The organism is Salmonirosea aquatica (assembly GCF_009296315.1).
GTDB lineage: Bacteria > Bacteroidota > Bacteroidia > Cytophagales > Spirosomataceae > Salmonirosea > Salmonirosea aquatica.
This window is the reverse complement of sequence record NZ_WHLY01000002.1, coordinates 817603-840292: the sequence shown is the minus strand read 5'-3', so window position 1 is coordinate 840292 and position 22690 is coordinate 817603. Positions and strand designations below refer to the sequence as shown.

Here is a 22690-nt window from a genome sequence, read left to right as displayed (position 1 = left end):
CTTGGCTATGAAAACCATCACTCCCGATACGATCGGCTCCCGCGCCTTTTACAAATACATGACGTCGGCGGTAGCACCGCGCCCCATTGCGCTGGCCAGTACAATAGACAAAAATGGCAATGTGAACCTTAGCCCGTTCAGTTTCTTCAATTATGTGGGCATCGATCCGCCGATTGTGGTGTTTTCGCCCGGACGGCGCGGACGCGATAATTCTTATAAAGATACCGCGTTGAATCTTTTTGAGGTACCCGAGGTGGTCATAAATATGGTTACGTTCGAGATGGTGCAGCAGATGTCGCTGAGCAGCGCCGAATACGAGCGGGGCATCAACGAGTTCGCCAAGGCGGGCTTCACCAGGGTACCTTCCGAGCGGGTACAGCCGCCCCGAGTGGCCGAATCTCCGGCGCAGTTTGAGTGCAAGGTGTTGGAAATAAAAGAAATAGGTACCATGGTACTCGTGCTGGCGGAGGTGGTACTAGCGCATTTTGCCGAACATATACTGGATGAAAACGGCCAGATCGACCAGACCCGCACTGACTGGGTGGCCCGGATGGGCGGCGACTGGTACGCGCGGGCAAGTGGTGGAGCGCTCTTTGAGGTACCCCGTCCGCAGTACGGCATCGGTGTGGATGCATTGCCCGCGTCGGTGCGTAACTCTAAAATTTTGACTGGTAATGACCTGGGGCAGTTGGGTAGCCTGACACAACTACCTGATATATCAGAAGTTGAATCTTTCAGCGGCACCGAAGCTATTCAGGCTTTGCGCGAAGAGGCGCGGCTAGGTTGCCAGTACCTACCCGATTTGTTGCATAACCATGCACTTCAGTTGTTACAAAAGGGGCTTGTACGGGAGGCTTTGCTAACGGTGCTGCTGGCCGCTACACCCCAATCACCGAATTATTCTTGATTTCCCCCATCACGAACAGGCTGTGGGTACTGCCAATGTTTTCCAGCGAGCCTAGCTTCTGCATCAGAAACTGCTGGTACTCCGGCATGTCATTGACCAGAATTTTGAGGTGAAAATCATAATCGCCTGATATATTGTGACATTCCAGTACTTCGGGAATGGCCATGATCGCTTCCACAAATTTCTCCCCCATCGCCAGCGAGTGCTCTTTCAGAGCAATCTGACAGAAAACCATCAGTTTCTTACCTACCTTTTCCCGGTCGATCAGCGCCACATATTTTCGGATGACCCCTTCCCGTTCCAATCGCCGGACGCGCTCGTACACAGGTGTGTAGGAGAGGTTGAGCCGGGCGGCTAGTTCTCTGGTTTTCAGGGTCGCATCTTCCTGTAAGTAGTGCAGTATGGCCCGATCGGTATCGTCTAGTGTATGCATTTATTCAGTGAATCATGGAAGGTCAAAAATGGATAATGAACAGGATTGTATTAATGCGGTTTGAAAAAAGAAAGGGTAGGAGTAGCTAGATAAAATTTCCAAAAAATCTTGAATCCAGCAAATTTCGAGGTAAAATATGTGAGTTCGCATCCATTGCCAGATAGAATAACCAATAATACGCACTAATTCTCAATTTGCTTCAAAGCATCGTATTTTTGTGGTTATAGTATAAAACAAAGGTAGCCTCCGTTACTTTCTACGCTTCAAAGACGATATGACCACTGCAATTGTAAAAAACGATATCCGCGAGATTCTTAAAAACCGTATCCTGGTGCTGGATGGTGCGATGGGTACCATGATCCAGCGCTACAAGCTGGAAGACGAGGACTATAGGGGCGAGCGCTTCAAAGACTGGCCCCACGATGTGAAGGGTAACAACGACTTGCTGTCGCTGACGCGCCCCGACATCATCAAAGAAATTCACGCCGCCTACTTTGAAGCAGGCGCCGATATTGCCGAAACCAACACGTTTTCGGGTACCAGCATTGCCATGGCCGACTATGCGATGGAGGAGTTTGTCTACGAACTCAACTACGAGTCAGCACGGCTGGCGCGTGAGGTAGCCGACGAATTCACGGCCCGAGAGCCGCATAAGCCACGCTTCGTGGCGGGTTCCATGGGACCCACCAACCGCACCGCCTCCCTTTCGCCCGATGTGAATAATCCCGGCTACCGCGCCATCACGTTCGATCAACTGGTGGCTGCTTATTACGAGCAAGTCCGTGGCCTGGTAGATGGTGGGGCCGACCTGTTGTTGGTAGAAACCATATTTGACACCCTGAATGCGAAGGCAGCCTTGTTTGCCATTGATAAATTTTTTGTTGAAAATCTCCAGCACAAGCCGCTACCCATTATGGTGTCGGGTACCATTACCGATGCCTCGGGCCGTACCCTTTCGGGGCAGACCACCGAAGCGTTCCTGACATCTGTCTCGCACCTACCCCTGCTTTCGGTGGGACTGAACTGCGCCCTGGGTGCCGATCTGATGCGGCCCTACGTGCAGATGCTGGCCAACGAATCGCCCTTCAATACTTCGGCGCACCCCAATGCGGGCCTACCCAACGAAATGGGTGAGTACGACGAGAGCCCCGAGCAAATGGGGGCCGTGATCGAAGGATTTCTGAAAGATAATCTGATCAATATCATCGGAGGCTGCTGTGGTACGACGCCCGCCCATATCCGGGTCATTGCCGATCTGGCGGCCCGTTTCCGGCCGCGCCTGCTACCTACCTTTGCCAAAAACATGAAGCTTTCGGGTCTGGAACCCGTCAAAATTACAGCTGATGCCAACTTTGTCAATATCGGTGAACGCTGTAATGTGACAGGCTCCAAGAAGTTTGCCCGGTTGGTACGCGAGGGCAACTACGATGCTGCCCTCAGTATCGCCCGCGAACAGGTTGAAAACGGCGCGCAGATTCTGGACATCAACCTCGACGAGGGCATGATCGACGGCGTGGAAGCCATGAAGACTTTCCTGAACCTGATCGCCGCCGAGCCGGATATTTCGCGGGTACCCATCATGGTGGATTCCTCCAAATGGGAGGTTATCGAGTCGGGCCTGAAATGTGTGCAGGGTAAAGCGATTGTGAACTCTATTTCGCTCAAAGAAGGCGAAGAGAAGTTTAAAGAAACCGCCCGTACGGTACTGCGCTACGGCGCGGCTACGGTGGTGATGGCTTTTGATGAAGACGGACAAGCCGACAACTACGAGCGCCGGATCGAAATCTGTCAGCGGGCCTACAATATTCTGGTCAATGAAGTGGGTTTTCCTGCCGAGGACATCATTTTCGACCCCAATATCCTGACCGTCGCTACGGGTATGGAGGAACATAACAACTATGCTGTGGACTTCATCAACGCCACGCGCTGGATTAAGGAAAACCTACCCTACGCCAAGGTATCGGGCGGCGTATCCAACGTATCGTTCAGTTTCCGGGGCAACGAGCCTATCCGCGAAGCCATCCACACGGCTTTTCTGTACCATGCCATCCGGGCTGGGCTGGACATGGGCATCGTGAACGCCGGGCAGATCGGCATTTATGACGAGATCCCCAAAGAAACCTTGGAACTGGTGGAGGACGTACTGCTCAACCGCCGTCCTGATGCCACCGAACGACTCGTGACCTTTGCCGAAACGGTTAAAGATAAGGGAAAAGCGCAAACCGGACCAGACCTTACCTGGCGTGAGCTTCCCATCAAAGAGCGTATCTCTCACTCGCTGGTGAAAGGCATTGCCGACTATATCGATGAGGATGTGGAGGAATGCCGACACTTGTTTGACCGCCCGCTGGAAGTCATTGAAGGCCCGCTCATGGATGGCATGAGTATCGTGGGCGATTTGTTTGGTGAGGGCAAAATGTTCCTGCCGCAGGTGGTAAAGTCGGCGCGGGTGATGAAAAAAGCCGTGGCCTACCTGCAGCCTTTCATCGAGGCGGATAAAAGTGTCGAAGCCAAAGCCGTGGGTAAAATCCTGTTGGCTACGGTAAAAGGCGATGTGCACGACATTGGTAAAAACATCGTAGGCGTGGTGCTGGGTTGCAACAGCTACGAAATCATCGACCTGGGTGTGATGGTACCTACCGATAAAATCCTGGCGGCTGCTAAAGAACATAATGTGGATATCATCGGTCTTTCGGGCCTGATTACACCCTCGCTGGACGAAATGGTAGGGGTAGCCAAGGAAATGGAACGCCGGGGTATGACCATGCCACTCCTTATCGGCGGGGCTACTACGTCCCGCATCCATACCGCTGTCAAGATCGATCCGCACTATTCCGGGCCGGTCATCCACGTGCTGGATGCTTCGCGCTCGGTACCTGTGGCGGGCAAACTGACCCAAAGCGACAAGAGCCAGGCTGAAGTACTGAGCGACATAAAAGCTGAGTACGCTCAATTGCGCGAGGATCACGCGAAGCGTCAGGTTGACAAGCAACACCTTAAAATTGAAGCGGCCCGCGCCAACGCGGTGAAAATAGACTGGAATGACTTCGTTCCGACTCGTCCGCAGTTCCTGGGTACCCGGACTTTGGAAAACTACGATCTGGCCGAAATCGCTAAATACATCGACTGGACGCCCTTCTTCCAGACCTGGCAGTTGCACGGCAAGTTTCCGGCCATTTTTGAAGATAAAGTGGTGGGTCAGGAGGCTCAGAAGTTATATGAAGATGCGGCGGTATTGCTGGGTGAAATCATCCGGGACAAATCGTTACAGGCCAACGCCGTGATCGGCTTCTGGCCTGCTAACCGGATTGAGGACGATATCCTGCTGCATGATTTTGAGGAACTAAGCCAAGAGGTACCCTGCGAACGACACGGTTCGCATACGCACATCGAGTACAAAATAAGCCGCCGGAACGCTGAAGAAGTAGCGGGGCAAGTAAGCCCTGTTTCTCAAACGGGTGGAGAACTAGTGGCCGATACCCTCACTGTACTGCATCATCTGCGGCAGCAAAGCCAGAAAGCCGCCAACCTACCCAACTACTGTCTTTCCGACTTTGTAGCGCCCTTCGAAAGCGGCCATACCGACTACATCGGCGGTTTTGCCGTAACGGCCGGCCTTGGGATCGAGACGTTGCTGGACAAGTACGAACGCGAACACGACGACTACAACAGTATCATGGTCAAGTCGTTGGCCGACCGCCTTGCCGAAGCCTTTGCCGAACTGATGCACGTCCGTGTCCGCAAGGAATTCTGGGGTTATGCCGCCGATGAAACCCTGGACAACGAGGCGCTCATCAAGGAAAAGTACCAGGGCATCCGTCCCGCGCCGGGCTACCCAGCCTGTCCCGACCATACCGAAAAGCGGGCTTTATTTGAATTGCTGGATGCTGAGCGACTGGGCATTACCCTCACGGAAAGCTACGCTATGTACCCGGCTAGCAGCGTGAGTGGCTGGTACTTTTCCCATCCTGATAGCCGTTATTTCCCGGTCGGAAAAATTCATAAAGATCAGGTGGAAGACTACGCCCGGCGTAAGGGTATGTCGGTGGAAGACGTGGAAAAATGGCTGTCGCCCGTGCTGGCCTATTGATTCGTCCGGTCACTTCCACACCTAGTATTTTTTCACTATCTTGTGAAGGTACCTTTGGAAATCGCAACAAATTGGAATTGAAACAACACCTTATTGAGCACCTCATTGCCATGCTCGACGACCGGATGGCCGTCGCCTGGAATGCCATGGAAGCCGCGCAGGAATCGGCCAACGACCAAAGCAAAAGCTCGGCGGGCGACAAGTACGAAACATCACGTTCGATGGGTCAACTTGACCGCAATATGCATGCGCGGCAGTACGAGCAGGCCCGGCAGGAACGCACGATTCTGGAACGGCTGCAGGCTGTGAACGGATCAGGTACCTATGAGCGAGTGGCGACAGGCTCACTCGTAAAAACTACAGCCGGGTACTTTTTCATTGCCGTGAGTGCCGGAGCCATCAACCTAAAAGGTGAGACTATCCTGGCTGTGTCGGCAGCTACCCCCATAGGACAGGCACTGATTGGAAAAGAAGTGAAGGACACTTTTTTGTTCAAAGCTAAAAATCGAAAAATCGAGGAAATTCTCTAACGAAACGGACCAGTAGGGTACCGTCTCGTTAGAGAACTCATTTTTTCTTAGCCGATAGCTATTTACGCCATATTGTGGTACACCCGCTGCACATCGTCATCTTCTTCGATGCGCTCGATGAGTTTTTCAATTTCGGCGGTTTCTTCTTCATTCAACGATTTGGTGTCGCTCGGAATCCGTTCAAAATCTGCTTCGAGGATCTCGATACCTTTTCCTTCAAGGTAGGACTGCAAGGTTCCGAAAGAAGCAAATTCGCCGTAAATATTGATCTGGTCCTTCTCTTCGTCCAGAAATACTTCCTCGGCACCGTAGTCGATCAATTCCAGCTCCAGCTCTTCGATATCCTGTCCTTTGTTGGCGATTTTGAAGATGCACTTTCGGTCAAAAAGGAAATCCAGCATACCCATGGTACCCAGGCTACCCCCCAACTTGTTGAAATAGCTGCGGATATTAGCCACCGTGCGAGTAGGGTTGTCGGTGGTACTTTCGATCAGAATAGCTACTCCGTGCGGGCCATAGCCTTCATACACCATTTCCTTATAGTCGTCCTGATCCTTGGCCGTTGCGCGTTTGATGGCCCGTTCAATCGTGTCTTTAGGCATGTTGGCCGCCCGGGCGTTCTGGAGCAACACCCGCAGCCGGGAGTTGGTCGCCGGATCGTCGGTACCTGCTTTCACGGCCAGTGTAATGTCTTTCCCAATACGGGTGAAGGTTTTGGCCATGTGGTCCCACCGCTTGAACATGCGGGCCTTCCTATATTCAAATGCTCTTCCCATTAGCTAATGAGTGAATGTTATAATGAATGAAGGAGTGAATATTTTTTTCACTCCCGGTATTTTTTGCAAAATTACAAAACCCAAGCGTACTCCGCCAACTAATCTCACCCTTCCGAAGCCATGCAGGTTCACTGGATACTCAAATCCTTTCCCCAACTCACTGTCGAAGAACTCTACGCGTTGCTACGCTTACGCAACGAGGTTTTTATTGTAGAACAAAACTGCCCTTTTCCTGATCTGGACGGGAAAGACCCGCTTTGCCACCACCTGCTTGGCTTCGGTGAAACCGGCTGCCTGTTGGCTTACACCCGGCTGGTACCTCCGGGAGTCATCTATCGGCACCCTTCGATCGGTCGGGTGGCAACTGCATTGAATGCCCGCCGTTTTGGCAAGGGACGGGAACTGATGCAGCGCTCTTTGGTTGAAATGTATCATTTATACGGCCAGTCTCCTATTCAAATCGGTGCACAATCATATCTACAGGCTTTTTACGAATCATTTGGCTTTCTACAATCGGGCGATGCTTACCTGGAAGATGGTATTGAACATATTCCCATGACCAGAACCTTAAGCTAGGAGTGGGGACAATATTGGGCAAAAAAAATGGAAAGTGAGGATTTTTTTTACCTTGTTTTTCCACCGTATATTCCTATCGCGTTCAATACAATATTCTAAATAATTGGACTTAAATAACTGATTTTGAGATTTTTATGAAAAAATAACCTTCGAAGTATATATTTTAGGCATAATGATTTTAAAACTATTAATCGTCAAGCTATTGACACCTGTGTTAAGCGTAAATAAGCGACTTTTTATAAAGAGCTTTTATGATATCACAGATAGAGGAGGGTTTACATCGAATAGTCTACTGTCATGCGGTAGACTATTTTTATTTTCTACCCCCTGTGTTAGCACCTCTACTCCGGATTTCTGCATGCAAAGCCGGACAATGGAATACAATTTGCTGATTTTTATAGTTACGCAGTACGGCTATCGAAGGTACCTCTGCATAAACAAGCACATGAATCATGGAAACGAACCCTAAAAAAGAGACGGTTAACGAAAAAGACCACCCCGAACAGCTAAAGCACGTTGCGACGGGAACGCCCGTACCTTCCGGGCCAGAAAATGATAAAAAACACCTGGACGATTCGGCCAAGCCCGCCGGGCAGCTCGATCATGAAGCGAAGAAGGAATTTGAAAAGCACAACATGAACGATCACCGGGGCTACAATGAAACGGCCGTCGATGTACCTGTGGAAAAAAAGAATATAGCCGAAGACGAACAGGAGGCTAAAAAGACCAACAAATAAGAATACAATGAAAGAAACTCAGAAGAAAAATCTTACACGTGTTCTGGTGGCAGGTTCGGTACTGGGTGGTATCGCCCTAGTTGCTTCATCTTTCCGTCGCAACAAGCCGTTGGAGACGGTCCAAAAAGTGGATTTGTCGCGATACCTGGGCAAATGGTACGAAATAGCGGCGTTTCCGGCGCGCTTCGAGAAAAACTGCACTTGCACGACTGCCGAGTATACCCTTAACGACGACGGTACCATACGGGTGGACAACCGCTGTTACAATGCTAAAAAAGAAAAATGGGAAAAAGCCTCTGGCAAAGCCATTGTTCAGGACGAGACGACCAATGCACAATTAGCCGTCCAGTTTTTCTGGCCTTTTAAAGGCGACTATTTCATCATTGCGCTGGCCGACGACTATTCCTATGCCCTGGTGGGTGAACCTACCCGCAAGTATTTGTGGATTTTGAGCCGTTTGCCCCAACTTTCGGAAGGTACCTTTGACCAGCTGACGGCAATTGCCACGGAGAAGGGATTTGATGTAAGCAAATTGAGGCGAACCGAACAAAAAAACTGCCTGCCGCAGTCCTGACATTCCAACCTTTTTTTATCGGCGTGTGTCTTCGGTAAAAAAACATGGATATGCTAAAAAGACCATTGCTTGCGATAGCCCTATTGGGGTCGCTACTGGCTTGTGAGTCCGGAAAAGATGATCCGGCTGCCGATGCCTTGCCAACCGACGACTGTTATTACAGTTCCCGCAAAACGATCGATACCTTCGATAAGGTGGAAGGGATTATCGTACTGACGACGGCCGGGAGTGAAACCGAGGCGACAATTTATTATCCCGTCGTTGCAGGTACCCCCTACTGTGCCTGCAATCTGCCCGCTTCTTTTTTGCAGGATAGTCTGCGGGTTGTGTTCAGTGCTGAGCAAAAAGAAATTTATCCCAACGAAAAATGGAAGTGCCAACCTATAGTTCTGACTTCCATAGCCACGAGCCCAGGAAAAGGTACTCCTGAATAGGTATCGGCTGCTCCTGCATGGGAGTAGATAGAATATCTTTTTTAAAGGACAATCTTTGTCTAAGTACCTAGTTAAAGTGCAGACTTTTTATCTAAAATTTTTTATTTATTCAGATAAAAGTTAAGGAATGGGATGGTTTTAAAGAAAACCGGATTCTGATTTTAAGGTACCTAATCTACCCTATTTAGCTTATTTATCACTTATTTTGCGGTGATAAATAAGCTATTTTTTGTTGTTCTTCATGACCAAAGTCACCGAATATATTCAACAGGCCGCTGGCAAGCCGCTTTTTTCAATCGAAATTATCCCACCCCTGAAAGGGCAAAATATCAACCAATTGCTCGACTCCATCGATCCGCTGATGGAATTCAAGCCGCCCTTTGTGGATGTCACTTACCACCGTGAGGAACTCATTGACAAGCATAATTCCGATGGATCGGTGCTCCGCATACCCATTCGCAAGCGACCTGGCACGGTGGGCATATGCGCCCGGCTGATGGAGCGATTCCGGGTCGATGCCGTGCCCCATGTAATCTGTGGAGGCTTCACCAGGGAAGAAACCGAGGACATGCTCTTCGACCTGCACTACCTGGGGATTGACAACGTGCTGGTGCTGCGGGGCGATCCCGAAAAATCGGCGGGTGTTTTCACGGCCAAAAAGGGTGGACATGCCTACGCTTCGGATTTGATCCGGCAGGTGTGCGGGATGAATCAGGGGGTACTTCTGCACGAGGAAACTCAGGCTTCGCCTACCAATTTCTGCATTGGCGTGGCGGGTTATCCTGAAAAGCATTTTGAAGCGACCGATTATGATACCGATTTCGGGTACCTCAAAAAAAAGGTGGAGGCTGGCGCTGACTACATCGTAACCCAGATGTTTTTTGATAATCAGCGGTACTTCAAGTTTGTGGAGCGTTGCCGCGCGGAGGGGATTACCGTTCCGATTATTCCCGGGTTAAAACCTCTTGCTACCAAAAAGCAACTCACCGTACTACCCCGGATTTTCCACCTCGATATGCCAGAAGATCTGGTTCGGGCCGCTGAACAATGCGAAACCGACCAGCAGGTACGGCAGGTAGGGGTAGAGTGGGGTATTCAGCAGTGTCGGGAATTGATTGAATACGGGATACCCGTGCTGCATTTCTACACCATGGGCAAATCGGATAACGTGCTGCAGATCGCGCGGGGCGTTTTCTGAGTTCTGCTTTTTTTACCCTACTCTACGATCACCGCGGTACCGTTGGCACTTACCATGATCATGGAGCCATTGCTGCCGATGGCCTGATAGTCGAGATCTACCCCGATGATGGTATTCGCGCCCAGACGTTGCGCCTGATCCATCATTTCCCGAATGGCGATGCTTTTGGCTTCGCGCAGGCTCTGTTCGTAAGAACCGGCGCGCCCACCGACCACATCGCGGACTCCCGCGAAGAAATCCTTGACGGCATTGGCACCGATGATGGCCTCGCCGTTGACGATGCCGATGTACTTGATTATTTTTTTGCCTTCAACGCTTGAGGTAGTGATTACGAGCATAGGGATCAGTTTAGGATTCTTGCAGGAAAATTACAGAGGAGTATCGGAAAAGCAGCCTGTAAATGGGATTAACGGCCTCAGGTGTTTTTTTTTGGTTGCAGCCCAAGAGCAGTGGTAATTGAGCATTGAAAACTTTTCAGCAATGAATTGGGCGTGAGGTGCCTGTAAGGGTATTCGATGGTGTTGAAACAGACTTTCAGAAGGCCATCCGCATCAGCAGGTATAGTACCGAAGGGCACATCAGGCATCCTAAGCCCGTATAAAAAGTAGCCGTCAGGGCTCCGTAGGGTACCAGTTTCGGATCGGTAGCAGCCAGGCCTGCGGTCACCCCGCTGGTGGTACCCATGAGTCCGCCGAAAATCATGGCCGTATGCGGATTGTTAAGACCGATGTATTTGGCAATGAAGGGGGTACCTATGGTCACGACGATGGTCTTGACTACTCCGGCCGCAATGCTAAGCGCAATCACTTCTGAACTGGCTCCAATGGCGGCACCGGTCACCGGCCCCACGATGTAGGTACAGGCTCCTGCTCCGAGGGTAGTGAGACTGACAGCATCGGTATAGCCCCAGAGCAGCGCCACGCCCACGCCTCCCAGAAACGAAAGTAGGGTACCCAGTAGTAGAGAGAGCGCTCCGATCCACCCCGTGCTTCGCATCACCAGCAGACTGGCACCCAGGGCAGTGGAGACAACGGCGAAATCGCGGAACATAGCCCCACCCATGAGCCCAAAGCCCGAAAAGAGGGGGACATCGGCCAATCCCTTTTGCCCGCCCGAATACAGGCCGCCCAGGTAGGCCAGCAACAGTCCAATAATGATGGCGATGGCCGACCCCGGTATTTTATGGTTGGTTAGTTTTTTCGAGATCAGCCCTGACCCGTAGACAATCACACCTACGACCAGGAAAGCGAAAATCAACCCGTTTTTGTCCAGAAACTTATTCAGAATTTCCATACGGGCGCTTAGAGGTAGGTTTGGACAAGCGGGAAAGCAGGGGAAGTACAGCGAGACAAACTACCACCGGAACGCTACCGGCCAATAGAACAACCAGACCGCTGGATACGGCCAATTTTACGTTTTGGATGGCTGCCATGGCTACAATGATGGGGATATACATCTGGTTCCAAAAGTAAATCCCGTCTTCGGTAGGTAGGTCTAGCCGCCCTTTTTTGTGCAGCCAGTCGTGCAGCACTACCAGCAGGAGCATGGCAAAGCCGACCCCTCCTACGTTGGCATCCACCCCGATGAGCAATCCCAGGTACTCACCCACTAGTTGCCCGACCACGTAACAAAAAGCCAATAGGGCCACACCATATATGATCATCTCGTAGAATTGTTATTGCAGAGCATGGGGAATCGAAAATGAAGGTAGCGGTACCTCCGGGAGATAATAGTAACTAGAATATATTTTTCAAATCGTTTTTAGTCACTTTGCCCATGGCATTGCGGGGTAGGTCGATCACAATCCTATACTGACGCGGAGTCTTGTAGGCCGGGATTCGCTCCCGAAGCCAGGTCGTAAGGGTAGCGACATCCAGCGTGGAATCCTGTAGAACCAGCACCGCGGCCACCAACTCGCCCCACTCCTCGTTGGGAATGCCCACTACGCTGCAATCGGCAATGGCGGGGTGCGTGCGAAGTACCTCCTCAATTTCAAGCGCGGAAATCTTATATCCGCCCGACTTGATGATATCAATCGAGTCGCGGCCCAGAATCCGGTAGTAGCCATCTTCTACCAGCGCTATGTCGCCCGTCTTGAACCACCGGTCTTCGGTGAAAGCCTTTTGCGTGGCCTCGGGTTTGTTCCAGTATTCCCGGAATACCCCAGGTCCTTTTACCTGAATTTCGCCCGGTTGCCGGGAAGCCAGCACCTGATCCTGTTCGTCCACTAGTCTGATTTTTACACCCGGTAGAGGCTGCCCGATGTGGCCGGCCCGGCGCTCGCCTTGGTAGGGATTGCTGATCCCCATGCCAATCTCGGTCATGCCGTAGCGCTCCAGCAGTGTATGTCCACTTATATCCTTCCATTTTTTCATGACAGATACGGGAAGGGCGGCCGAACCCGATACCATCAGGCGGAACTTGGCCATGCATTCTGACAACCGTTTTTGATCGTCGGGTGGCAGGCTCTCCCAGTAGGCAATTAGCTTGAAGTAGATCGTTGGCACGGCCATGAATACATTGATCTCCCCTTTCAGAAAAGCATCGAAAACTCCCTCCGCCGAAAAGGAGGTGAGAAATTCTACGGTTGCCCCGGACCATAATGCACAGGATACCACATTGATGATACCATGTACATGATGCAGGGGTAGGATACATAGAACATGGTCGGAGAAGGACCAGCGCCAGGCTTCCACCAGGGTCGAAATCTGCGCGTTCAGGTTGGCGTGGGAAGTAACCACGCCCTTGGGCAGGTTAGTAGTACCGCTGGTATACAGAATCATGGCCCGGCGGTCGGGGGTAAGCTCAGGCAGAGGGTTCAGCTGCACACTTTCGTCTTCTACCCCTCCCAGAATAATAAATCGAAATCCTTTTTCGTGGGCTAGAGGGGCCAAAATGGAAAGGTACTCCTGGCTGGCGATGACAATCTCGGCCCCCGTATCCTCGATGACATATTGTAAAGCGGGTAGGGGGTAGGTAGTACACAACGGAACGGCAATTCCTCCCGCGCGCCAGATTCCCCACTGCGTCCGGACGTAGTCGAAACCGGGCGTGACCATGTAAGCGATCCGGGTTTCCTGCAAGTCAGAAGCGTCCCCAAGGAGTAGGGATGCCATCTGTGCGGAAGCTTCCAAGAGATCATGGTAGGAATATACCCTGTTCTCGGCCACAATAGCGGGGTTACTGAGATATTGACTGGCGTTTGTAATCAGTTGGAGCATAAAGTGGCTGATAAGGTTTCCTCGAACGCGTAAAGGTAATAAGTTAATCCTGTACCAGCTTTACTTGGAGTCGTGGGTTTAGCAGGCGGTCTTAGTATAGAGATAATTTTGTTTAAGTATTTATATAAATAAATTAAACAAAATAAAAAAACATTAGGTTGTGAGTGTAATAATGATAAGCAATAACGCTTACACTTTAAACAAACTTGCAAAATGAAGACGAAACTGGGATGGATGAAAATTGGCACCATGATGCTGTTAGCTTGCGGAGTGATGCTGTGTGCGAATGCGCAAACTATGACGGGGAAAGACCTGGCGGGTAGTGCCGGAATGTCCGAAAACCACACGACGCTCCTAGCGGCTTTGAAAGCGGCTGGTTTGGCCGATCAGGCTACTAAGGCGGGCCCTTTTACGGTGTTTGCTCCCGAGAACAGCGCGTTCGAAGCGCTTCCGGCGGGTACGGTAGAGACACTTTTGAAGCCCGAAAACAAAAAGATGCTGTCGGGTATCCTGCTTTACCACGTGGTGCAGGGATCGGTGATGTCCAGTGATTTGAAGGATGGACAGGAAATAAAAACCGTAAATGGTGGTATGCTGACTGTACGGATGAAGGATGGAAAAGTAATGCTCGAAGATGCCAAGGGCGGTATGGCCACAGTTAACACGGCCGACATCAAGGCTACCAATGGCGTGGTACATTCGATCGACACGGTACTGATGCCATCGAAGTAAGTAAAAGCCAAAAAATTAAGGGTTGTGAATGTGAAATGCCCCGGCTCAATCAGGCCGGGGCATTCTTGTGCTGTTACTGATTGTATTGAAACTCTCTGGTGCTAATTAATTCTTCGTTTTTATAGGTTTGTACCCGCGAGGGGTACCCATTGGGCCGATATTCGTACTCGTAACGGAATGTCGTGATTACTCCGTTTTCAATGATCTGCTGTGTCAGGATGTTATTGGAATTGGTGACTTCCGGCAGCAAAATATCCCCCGTAGTGCGGTAGGGATTCGGCTTGTCGTCGTAGGTCATTTTGTGTTCCGTGATCGGATAATTACCATTCACGTATCTCGTGAAGGTAGCATTGCCATTCGCATCCCGTTTGTAGAGTTTGTATGAGGTTATTCGTGAACTGGCGGCATCCAGATATATTCCTTCTTCCCAAACCAACTGCCCTTTGGCATCAAAACCCAGCCGGGTGCGCTCAATAGGTGAATTCTGATTATTGCTATAATAGCGCTGAAAGGATTTCAGGCCCCAGGAAAAATCCTCGTCGGTGGATTCATACAGCGTGTTGCCAAACAGACTCAGTTCGTTTAATTCTCCTCTGAAATAGTCTATCCCCGTATTGACTTTGGTAGCTATTTGAATTTTTCCTTCCGCATTAGGCTCATAGGTATTGATGTCCCAAATCATGCCTTTGGTAGTTTGGCGGATTTTCTTAACCAAATTTCCCGAAGCACCATATTCGTAAATTGTCTTGTCGTTGTACCGTTCACTGGGATTGGTGATGGAATTGGTGACCTTTTCAATAACTTCTAAAAGCCTCACCCCAACGGGTTCATTGACTGTTCCAAAAGGAAAGGCCCGCTCCACATTAGCCGCTCCGATGACGGGCCTGTAGGCATTGATCGAATCAGACGCCAATGGACTGCCTTTTTTCTCTTCAAAAACGGGCATAGGGTCCAGATAAAAAACACCGTCTTTCTCAGGTTTACAGCCTGCTAGTGCCAGCAGCGCGATGGCAAGGTACCTTACAGATTTCGTTTTCATACGTGCAGCTCGGTTGGATGGTGTATAATAATAATAAGATGGGTCTGATTTTCAAGTATTAAGGACGCATTTTCTTTACGGAAATTCAGCGTACCTCCACCACGCGCCAGTAGGGTGGGCCTTCCTGGACTATGCTGCCGAATTCATTAATCACCTGCACCGATACATGGTACATGCCCGAAGGGATTTGGATTAAGGTACGTAGCCTGAATTTTGTTTTGTCTTCCGAAGGTGTAGGCGAGCCGATAAAGACAGAATGCACGCGGGCTGAGTCCTGCACGGCCACCAGTTTCAGTTGGGCGCGCGCCGCGGTTCCCTGGACTAGTAGTTGGGTATAAACAGTTCGGTCCAGCACGAGCGGGCCCTGAATGGAACAGGCGATGGAAGGGGGACTGATGCGACTGATCTCCAAAGGAGCGAGGGGTAGGGGAGTCACATGGATTTGGCGGCAATATTGGATTTGAGTGGCTTTACTGATGATTCGAACCGCGTAATGTCCCTGTTTGATGGAAGTGGGTAGCTTCAAACCCATTCGGGTACCGTAGGGGTCAAATTCCACCTCAGGTACCTCAACCACCCGATCGTTCGAGTCCAATACCGTAACCGAAATATCGTTGGCAAACAGGTTGCGCCCCGTAAGAACGTAGGTTTCGCCCGGACGCAGGCGGGGTACCTCATCCGATTCCCAACCATTTATCCGCACCAGGTTTAGCTGGAAGGTGATCGGTTGGGGTACCTTGAGCACGTCTCCGTCTTTGGTCACAAATTCCACATCATAGGTACCGGGAATCACCTTGGCAGCGAAATCAATCACGTCTACATTCAGCATATTCAACTGCTCGGCACTAGTCCCCCACGAACGGCTCATCATCCGTACATAAGGGTTTCCGTAGTAGAGCAGGTTGGGCGAGGTACTATCGTACACCGAAACTTCCTTCGTTTCGCGATTGATGAAACGAGTCTGGACGGGCAGCGCGTTGGCGTACAGGTTTTTGAAGGGAATGTGAAGAAGCCAGGAACCTACCTCATGGGACGACATTTGCGCAAGCTTCTCCGGGTCGATTTCCAGCGGCCCCTGCGGGATTAGGTCGACGCGGTAGATAGCGGCGATCTTCTGAGAATTTGTTTTGTTGGTAAAGGTACCTATTTCGTAAAGCGGGATTTGTCGGTACACCAGAGAGTCCTGCACGAAAATGGCACCGGAGAGGTGGCTCGTTCCGGCATATACCTTCCCGCTCACCTTTATGTCGGGAACCGATGAACCGGGTGGCATCCGCTCGGGTACCTTCACGTGAATAAGGTACCTCTCCTGATCAATCGAAATGTTTTCCGGCGGGATTCCGGGAATATGAATGGAAACAATACGTGGCTTTCCGCCGGGCAGAGGGTCAAACAGCAGAAACTGACAGCCCGCACAGCAGACCATCAGCAACATCCAGGCGAGGTACTTGACGGAGCGCTTCATGGTGTGGGTACATAAAGTGTTAGATTTTATTTCTCGTATAAAAATAGCGAAAACCTAGACTAATGTTACCCGAAGAAAGGGTAGGGGAGAAATTATATTTAAAAAAGCTTCCTTCTGTTTTTGTAGACCCTGTTTGTGGGGAACTCTGCTGGTAAGATTCAGAATTTTGCCATCCGTAGGAAATGCTGACAGGATTAGCGAAGGCAAACCCACCGTACAAAGCCCACCGGGATGCCAAACGCCAGGCAATTCCTGCACTGAGGTTTATACCCGAAGTAAGTGTATTGCTCTGGTTTCTAATGACAATAATATCGCCATTCTGGCGGTTATCCTGGTTCTCCAACTGATAGGTCAGCCCAAGGCTGGGACGAATATAAAGCGCCAGTTTTTCGGAAATCGGTTTATAATACTCTACGAATCGACCTATTCCCACGCCAAAACCCTGTAAAGTGCGCGGGGCTGCGTAGGTACCGAACCAATCGTCATAATTAATCAGCGACAGGGATTGATTGAGGGTCCAGCCAACTGCTTTGTTGTCCGTGGTGAAATGTCCCAGGCTAGCACTAACATTATACCCGTAGGTGCCATAGTGGGGGGTCGAGTTAGGATTGACATGTTTATTATCGTTTAGAGAAATGTTGACATCTCCTGTCACGAAACGTTCTCCCGCATTGAATTGGGCTTTGGTAATCCCAGAAAGTAAAATGAGAACCGGTAGAATTTGAAAGATTTTCATAGGTCGTCTAGTTAGTTTTGGTGGGGATATACTTAGCGATCCGAAGTATGAAGTAGGAGGGGAAATTGGATGAAAGACCGGTAGATATTTTAAAACTACCATCTCCATACTGATCAAAGTCAGCGTATTGCGCATTGAACGACAACACATTAGCATAGCCTTCAATCGCCAGATTCTTCTTTGGAAAAAAATAAACCAAACCGGGCTTAATGCTCAGTCCGTAACGCCATTGATGATTCTCTCTATCGTACTGAGTCAAATTGTCATTTTTTGACCTGTTCCAGCTATAGGTTGGCCCAATTTCCCCGTGAAGAAAAATGGACCACCGTTCGCCCAATGCCTTATATTTTCTAATAAAAGGAAGCAACCCGATGCTATGACTGGTGGATCGGGTTCGGTTGGAATAATTAGGAGTAAATTGGCTGCCACGACCCCAGCTAAAAGCATACGTGGTACCTACTCCCAGCAAAGTAGTTGAGTTCACGAACTTCCCCCATTGGAGCTCAGGAGCGAAGGTTTGCTGCTTTTGATCCGATGCCGGAAAATTACGATTGTTTGTTTCGTGCTCTGCCTGAAAATTGCCTTCAAAACTCACTGTCCCGCCCCAGTAGGTGGTACCCTTTTGAGCCTGGGCCTGCGCCGGAATCCAGCCGCTCAGGCCGATGAGGGTACCCCATAGAAAAAGTTTTTTCATGTCTTGGTATGGTTTGTATTTGAGAAAGCAAGATACTGATTTTAGTAACCGAAGTCTACGGCTTAACTTTTTTTAAGGAAGTTCTGACCAGGATACCTAGTACAACTTGTCAAGCAGTACTTTAAGCTCCTGGGCATCAGCCGTAAAGTCATTGTAAGGGATACCTTTCTGCATAATGTTTTTGCCGGAGCAGTCGAAGATATGGCTCATGGGCGAGGAGAGTATCAAATTTTCAAACGCCAGGTAGTAGTCATTTTTGTAGGAGTAAACCACTACGCGCAGGCGGCCGCTTTTCGGGCGCTGAAAGTTGGCCAGCTCGGCTTTGGCCCAGGGGACGGTTTTCAGCGGGGCATGGGCGAAACACCCTTGGTCAGGATCTTGCTTTTTGTGAGTTTCACAACCGGGAGCTGTGAATAAGAAAACAGCCAATAAAGTGGCCAGGAGCATACGTTTTTTCATGGGGAGTACAGGAAAAAGGTTCAGGTACCCGCAGGACCCGCGTAAGAAGAAAAGGGTTGGAAATAGTTTGAAACTTCTACCATCCAAAGTCCCTTTCCTCTATACGCAACCTACCTATCCTGTTCAGCTACCCATTCGGTGATCTGCTGCACCAGTACTTCATTGATTCTGACGTAGCTTTCGTGCGTCCAGCCCGCGATGTGGGGCGTAAGCACGGCGCGTGGGGAAGAACGGAAGTAGTCAAAAGCTTCCTGTTGCGGGTTTGTGAGTTGGCTGAGTTTCTCGTTTTCGAGTACGTCCAGACACACGCCCAGGATTTTATTGTTTTTCATGGCCTGAACCACGGCTTTGGAATTGACAATCTCGCCGCGCGATACATTGATGAGGTAAAATGGTTTTTGAAAATTCGAGATGAATGTTTCATTGATCAGATTACTCGTAAGTTCAGTAAGCGGAATGTGCAGACTCAGTACGTCCGCTTCGCGCTGAATATCGGCCAGGGTGGCTTCCTGCGCATACTGATCCGAGTAGTCCTCCCGGTACTTGTCGTAGGCGAGCACCCGGCAACCGAAGCCGCTGAGCCGCTGCGCGGTGGCGGTACCATTGTTGCCATAGCCGATCAGCCCTACGGTTTTGCCCATCAATTCTACGCCCCGGTTGCCTTCCCGGTCCCAGATTGCCTGCCGTACCTCGCGGTCAGCGCGGCTAAGGTTGTTAAACAGCATGAGCAACATGCCCACCGTGTGCTCGGCCACGGCGTCGCGGTTGCCCGTCCCGGCGTGGAAAAGTTTGATGCCCAGCCGCTGGGTAGCTGCGTCGTCGATCAGATCGAGCCCGGCGCCGGCGCGTGCAATGAACTGCAACCGGGTAGCCTGGGTCAACAATTCCTCGTCAATGCGGGTTTTACTACGGATTATCAAACCGTCGTACTCAGCCAGGCACGAAATGATGTCGTTGCGGCGGAAATCGGGTCGGTAGTCATACTGCCAGCCCTGGGCGTCAAGCAGAGCGAAGAGTGAGGGATGCATTTGATCGGCGATGAGTATTTTCATAGGAGCGGGAGATTTTTCGTAACTTGCCCGTTAGTTGATATACAAAAGTCAGGGGTATTTGCGTAAAAAGCATACCTATGTGGGGCTGTCGGCGGATGACTGCCGGCTGTCTGCCAGTTCAAGCAATTGAAACATAGGATTTTGTTCGGTTTTGCCGGGGATGGATTTTTATTATCCGGCACGAACGGTTCGCTTTCAAATCCTGATTTCTTAACAGTATTAACAACAACTTGCTTTAAAACCTAATGTTTTTAGGCCCTTGGCTAACCGCCGACGGCCATCAGCTAAGAATCCAAATGAGTGAAGTACTAAATGAAAAGCCGATCGTCGGGATCAGCATGGGCGATTATAACGGCATCGGACCGGAAGTGATTCTGAAAGCACTGGAAGGAAACCAACTGATGCGGCAGTGCACACCAGTAATTTATGGTTCACTGCGCGTCCTGAACCGCTACCGGCAGATGTTTCACATGAAGGACTGGAACCTTCAGAGCATCCATAAACCAGAGCAGGCCAATCCCAAGGCTACGAATGTAATTACCTGCTGGAACGATCAACAAACCGAGATAGAACCGGGTAAAATCACAGCCGACGCGGGCAAAGGAGCCTATGCCGCCCTCAAGCGTGCCACCGAGGATTTGAAAGCCGGGCGGATCGACGCTCTGGTGACAGCGCCGATCAATAAAGATTCGATGCAGAGTGAGGAGTTTAAATTTCCCGGCCATACCGAATTTCTGGCGCAGGCATTCGATACCCAAGAAGCGCTTATGTTCATGGTAGCCGACGATTTCCGGGTAGGGGTACTTACGGGCCATATACCTCTCGAAAAAGTACGTTCGCAAATTACCAGCGAGAAGCTAACCGCCAAAATACAGCAGATGCTGCATTCGCTGCGAAGCGATTTCGGAATAGTCAAGCCGCGTTTGGCGGTATTGGGGCTCAATCCCCACGCGGGCGAAAACGGCTTGCTGGGCCGTGAGGAACTGGACGTAATCGGCCCGGTGCTGACTAGCTTTCGTGAGAAAGGGGAACTGGTGTTCGGGCCGTTCCCGGCCGACGGTTTTTTTGCCGCTTCCACTTACAAACAATACGACGCGGTATTGGCCATGTACCACGACCAGGGGCTGATTCCTTTCAAAACCATTGCTTTCAATTCGGGGGTGAATTTTACAGCCGGACTACCCGCCGTACGTACCTCACCGGATCATGGTACCGCCTACGATATCGCGGGTAAGAACGTAGCGGAACCCGGCTCCATGCTGGAAGCCATCTACCTGGCCTGCGACGTGTCGCGCTACCGGCTGGAAGCGGCCGAGCTGGCCAAAAATGCGCTGGTGTCTACACCTCAGGCCTCCGAAAGCCAGGCGCCCGGTAAGGCGCAGAAGTCGAACCGCCGCTAGGTCGTTAGGCCGACCAGCTTGGTGTCTACAGGCAGGTACCTACCTCACTCCTCAAAAACGTAGTTCAATAATTTACTAATTCACCAATACTCCAATCCACAAGTCAACAGACCCTCCATGCTTAAATCCATGACTGGCTACGGAACCGCCACATTTGATTCCGATTCACTTTCCGTTACGGTAGAAATCAAGACCCTGAACTCTAAGTTTTTGGATATTTATTGTCGCATACCCCGCCAATATTCTGAGCGTGAGATTGAGATTAGAAACCTGCTTACACAAGTGCTGGAACGGGGCAAAGTAGAATTGAACCTGACCATTCAGCCCAAAGGTACCGGGGCGGGCGCTACGGTGGTGAATCGCGCGCTTATCAATGCTTACTACCGCAACCTGGTGGAAAGTTCGCAGGAACTGGGCATCATGGCTGATCCGACCGAGCTGTTCAAACTATGCCTGCAAATGCCAAATGCCTACCAAACGGATGTACCCGATGACGCGCGTCGCGATCAGGACTGGGGGCTTATCCAAAAGACTGTCCACGAAGCGATTGACCGGTGTAATACGTTCCGCAAACAGGAAGGCAAGCTGACCGCCGACAAACTAGAGGATTATATTGGGGCCATTCGCCTGCTGTTACTCCAGATACAGGCTCAGGATTCGCAGCGCATCCCCGCCGTGCGCGAGCGGTTGGAAAAGCAGGTGAAGGATTTGCTCTCGGACGACAATTACGATCCCAACCGCTTCGAGCAGGAGCTGATTTACTACATTGAAAAATACGACATTTCAGAAGAGAAAGTGCGCCTGGGCAACCACCTGGACTATTTTCTGGAAACCCTGAATTCGTTGGACAGCAACGGTAAGAAGCTCAACTTCATCGCCCAGGAAATCGGTCGCGAGATCAATACCATCGGCTCCAAGGCCAACGATGCTACGGTGCAGCGGCTCGTGGTACAGATGAAGGATGAACTGGAGAAGATCAAGGAACAGACCATGAATGTGATCTAGAAAGTATGCGGGGGTACCTTTCGGCCGATTTTTACCAACAACATGACACCCTGACACTAGCGCAATTACTGCTGGGTTGCGAACTGGTGCACGAAAGTGAGGCTGGGCGCACCGCGGGGTTGATTGTGGAAACCGAAGCCTACCTATGGGGCGATCCGGCCTGCCATGCTTACCGCCGCCAGACGAAGCGCAACGCCGCCATGTTTGGACCGGCAGGTACCTTATACGTCTACCTGATATACGGGATGTACTACTGCGTCAATGTAGTAGGAGGGGCGGTAGGAGAGGGAGAAGCCGTACTGATCCGGGCATTGGAACCGACCGAAGGACTGGACCTGATGCAGGAACGGCGACAGCTCAATCCTAAAACGCTTCTGCCCCAAACCCGGAAAAAGGCCCTGACTGAAAAAGACCTGTGCAATGGTCCCGGCAAGCTGGTTCAGGCGATGGGGATCCGTCCCGTGCATAACGCGGTATCGCTGTCGGGTAGTGAAATCCAAATCACTGCACCGGTACTTTCTGATTTTGAAATGGTTACCACCACCCGCATCGGCATTACGCAGGGAACCGACCTGCCTTATCGTTTTTACATAAAAAATAATAAATACGTGAGTGTAAAATAGAAGAAAGCT

24 protein-coding genes are annotated in these 22690 nt (G+C 50.6%); 12 read left to right on the top strand and 12 right to left on the bottom strand.

All coding sequences use genetic code 11. From position 1 onward, the window contains the following. Positions 1–7: 7 nt before the first annotated feature. The gene (locus tag GBK04_RS04535; RefSeq protein WP_152757237.1) at positions 8–907 is read left to right on the top strand and encodes a flavin reductase family protein; all 900 of its coding nucleotides are present in this window, start codon (positions 8–10) and stop codon (positions 905–907) included. Here GBK04_RS04535 and GBK04_RS04530 read toward each other — a convergent pair. Further along, complete coding sequence (locus tag GBK04_RS04530) at positions 879–1340, bottom strand: Lrp/AsnC family transcriptional regulator (RefSeq protein WP_152757235.1); 462 nt, start codon at positions 1338–1340, stop codon at positions 879–881. The two genes, GBK04_RS04535 and GBK04_RS04530, sit on opposite strands and share 29 nt — an antisense overlap. Positions 1341–1614: 274 nt before the next feature. Between GBK04_RS04530 and metH the strand changes: the two genes are divergently transcribed. Both metH and GBK04_RS04520 read left to right on the top strand, forming a co-directional pair. Then, the gene (gene metH / locus GBK04_RS04525; RefSeq protein WP_152757233.1) at positions 1615–5430 is read left to right on the top strand and encodes a methionine synthase; all 3816 of its coding nucleotides are present in this window, start codon (positions 1615–1617) and stop codon (positions 5428–5430) included. A 77-nt stretch (positions 5431–5507) separates the two neighbouring features. After that, on the top strand, positions 5508–5960 hold the full coding sequence (locus GBK04_RS04520; protein ID WP_373330711.1) for a transcription elongation factor: 453 nt from the start codon (positions 5508–5510) through the stop codon (positions 5958–5960). A 62-nt stretch (positions 5961–6022) separates the two neighbouring features. Here the strand turns inward: GBK04_RS04520 and GBK04_RS04515 are convergent, their stop codons facing one another. Further along, positions 6023–6736 carry a YebC/PmpR family DNA-binding transcriptional regulator gene (locus tag GBK04_RS04515; protein WP_152757231.1) on the bottom strand — a complete coding sequence of 238 codons (714 nt, stop codon included), beginning with the start codon at positions 6734–6736 and terminating at the stop codon, positions 6023–6025. A gap of 120 nt (positions 6737–6856) precedes the next feature. On the opposite strand from GBK04_RS04515, the gene GBK04_RS04510 reads away from it, so the two are divergent. From GBK04_RS04510 to metF, 5 genes are all read left to right on the top strand, one after another. Then, on the top strand, positions 6857–7312 hold the full coding sequence (locus tag GBK04_RS04510; protein WP_152757229.1) for a GNAT family N-acetyltransferase: 456 nt from the start codon (positions 6857–6859) through the stop codon (positions 7310–7312). 452 nt (positions 7313–7764) lie between these two features. Continuing rightward, positions 7765–8049, top strand: a complete 285-nt coding sequence (locus tag GBK04_RS04505; protein ID WP_152757227.1) for a hypothetical protein — start codon at positions 7765–7767, stop codon at positions 8047–8049. Positions 8050–8056: 7 nt separating this feature from the next. After that, positions 8057–8623 (top strand): lipocalin family protein, encoded by a 567-nt coding sequence (locus GBK04_RS04500; protein WP_152757225.1) that lies wholly within the window; start codon positions 8057–8059, stop codon positions 8621–8623. Between the two features lie 50 nt (positions 8624–8673). After that, positions 8674–9057 carry a hypothetical protein gene (locus GBK04_RS04495; protein ID WP_152757223.1) on the top strand — a complete coding sequence of 128 codons (384 nt, stop codon included), beginning with the start codon at positions 8674–8676 and terminating at the stop codon, positions 9055–9057. A 241-nt stretch (positions 9058–9298) separates the two neighbouring features. Next, positions 9299–10255, top strand: a complete 957-nt coding sequence (gene metF / locus GBK04_RS04490; protein ID WP_152757221.1) for a methylenetetrahydrofolate reductase [NAD(P)H] — start codon at positions 9299–9301, stop codon at positions 10253–10255. Between the two features lie 17 nt (positions 10256–10272). Here the strand turns inward: metF and GBK04_RS04485 are convergent, their stop codons facing one another. The 4 genes from GBK04_RS04485 to GBK04_RS04470 all read right to left on the bottom strand — a co-directional run bounded on the left by GBK04_RS04485 (position 10273) and on the right by GBK04_RS04470 (position 13476). Next, complete coding sequence (locus GBK04_RS04485) at positions 10273–10593, bottom strand: heavy metal-binding domain-containing protein (RefSeq protein ID WP_152757219.1); 321 nt, start codon at positions 10591–10593, stop codon at positions 10273–10275. A 196-nt stretch (positions 10594–10789) separates the two neighbouring features. Beyond that, complete coding sequence (gene madM / locus GBK04_RS04480) at positions 10790–11548, bottom strand: malonate transporter subunit MadM (protein ID WP_152757217.1); 759 nt, start codon at positions 11546–11548, stop codon at positions 10790–10792. Continuing rightward, entirely contained in the window at positions 11532–11918 is a 387-nt protein-coding gene (gene madL / locus GBK04_RS04475; protein WP_152757215.1) for a malonate transporter subunit MadL, read from the bottom strand. The genes madM and madL overlap by 17 nt, the downstream gene beginning before the upstream one ends. Positions 11919–11991: 73 nt before the next feature. Beyond that, entirely contained in the window at positions 11992–13476 is a 1485-nt protein-coding gene (locus GBK04_RS04470; protein ID WP_152757213.1) for an acyl-CoA synthetase, read from the bottom strand. A 213-nt stretch (positions 13477–13689) separates the two neighbouring features. Here GBK04_RS04470 and GBK04_RS04465 point away from each other — a divergent pair, with 213 nt between their 5' ends. Continuing rightward, the gene (locus tag GBK04_RS04465) at positions 13690–14208 is read left to right on the top strand and encodes a fasciclin domain-containing protein (RefSeq protein WP_152757211.1); all 519 of its coding nucleotides are present in this window, start codon (positions 13690–13692) and stop codon (positions 14206–14208) included. Between the two features lie 73 nt (positions 14209–14281). On the opposite strand, the gene GBK04_RS04460 is transcribed toward GBK04_RS04465, so the two are convergent. The 6 genes from GBK04_RS04460 to GBK04_RS04435 form a co-directional block, all read right to left on the bottom strand. Continuing rightward, positions 14282–15247, bottom strand: a complete 966-nt coding sequence (locus GBK04_RS04460; RefSeq protein ID WP_152757209.1) for a hypothetical protein — start codon at positions 15245–15247, stop codon at positions 14282–14284. Positions 15248–15332: 85 nt separating this feature from the next. Then, on the bottom strand, positions 15333–16712 hold the full coding sequence (locus GBK04_RS04455; RefSeq protein ID WP_152757207.1) for a hypothetical protein: 1380 nt from the start codon (positions 16710–16712) through the stop codon (positions 15333–15335). A gap of 19 nt (positions 16713–16731) precedes the next feature. Continuing rightward, positions 16732–17448: a hypothetical protein gene (locus tag GBK04_RS04450; RefSeq protein WP_152757205.1), complete on the bottom strand. Its 717-nt coding sequence runs from the start codon at positions 17446–17448 to the stop codon at positions 16732–16734. Between the two features lie 7 nt (positions 17449–17455). After that, on the bottom strand, positions 17456–18142 hold the full coding sequence (locus GBK04_RS04445) for a hypothetical protein (protein ID WP_152757202.1): 687 nt from the start codon (positions 18140–18142) through the stop codon (positions 17456–17458). Positions 18143–18238: 96 nt separating this feature from the next. Beyond that, on the bottom strand, positions 18239–18601 hold the full coding sequence (locus GBK04_RS04440; RefSeq protein WP_152757200.1) for a hypothetical protein: 363 nt from the start codon (positions 18599–18601) through the stop codon (positions 18239–18241). A gap of 110 nt (positions 18602–18711) precedes the next feature. Then, on the bottom strand, positions 18712–19653 hold the full coding sequence (locus tag GBK04_RS04435) for a 2-hydroxyacid dehydrogenase (RefSeq protein WP_152757198.1): 942 nt from the start codon (positions 19651–19653) through the stop codon (positions 18712–18714). Positions 19654–19949: 296 nt separating this feature from the next. Between GBK04_RS04435 and pdxA the strand changes: the two genes are divergently transcribed. The 3 genes from pdxA to GBK04_RS04420 all read left to right on the top strand — a co-directional run bounded on the left by pdxA (position 19950) and on the right by GBK04_RS04420 (position 22681). Further along, a complete protein-coding gene (gene pdxA, locus GBK04_RS04430) occupies positions 19950–21053 on the top strand; it encodes a 4-hydroxythreonine-4-phosphate dehydrogenase PdxA (RefSeq protein WP_152757196.1) in 1104 nt (367 codons plus the stop codon). Between the two features lie 117 nt (positions 21054–21170). Next, positions 21171–22058 carry a YicC/YloC family endoribonuclease gene (locus GBK04_RS04425; RefSeq protein ID WP_152757194.1) on the top strand — a complete coding sequence of 296 codons (888 nt, stop codon included), beginning with the start codon at positions 21171–21173 and terminating at the stop codon, positions 22056–22058. Between the two features lie 5 nt (positions 22059–22063). Further along, positions 22064–22681: a DNA-3-methyladenine glycosylase gene (locus GBK04_RS04420; protein ID WP_152757192.1), complete on the top strand. Its 618-nt coding sequence runs from the start codon at positions 22064–22066 to the stop codon at positions 22679–22681. Positions 22682–22690 lie beyond the last annotated feature (9 nt).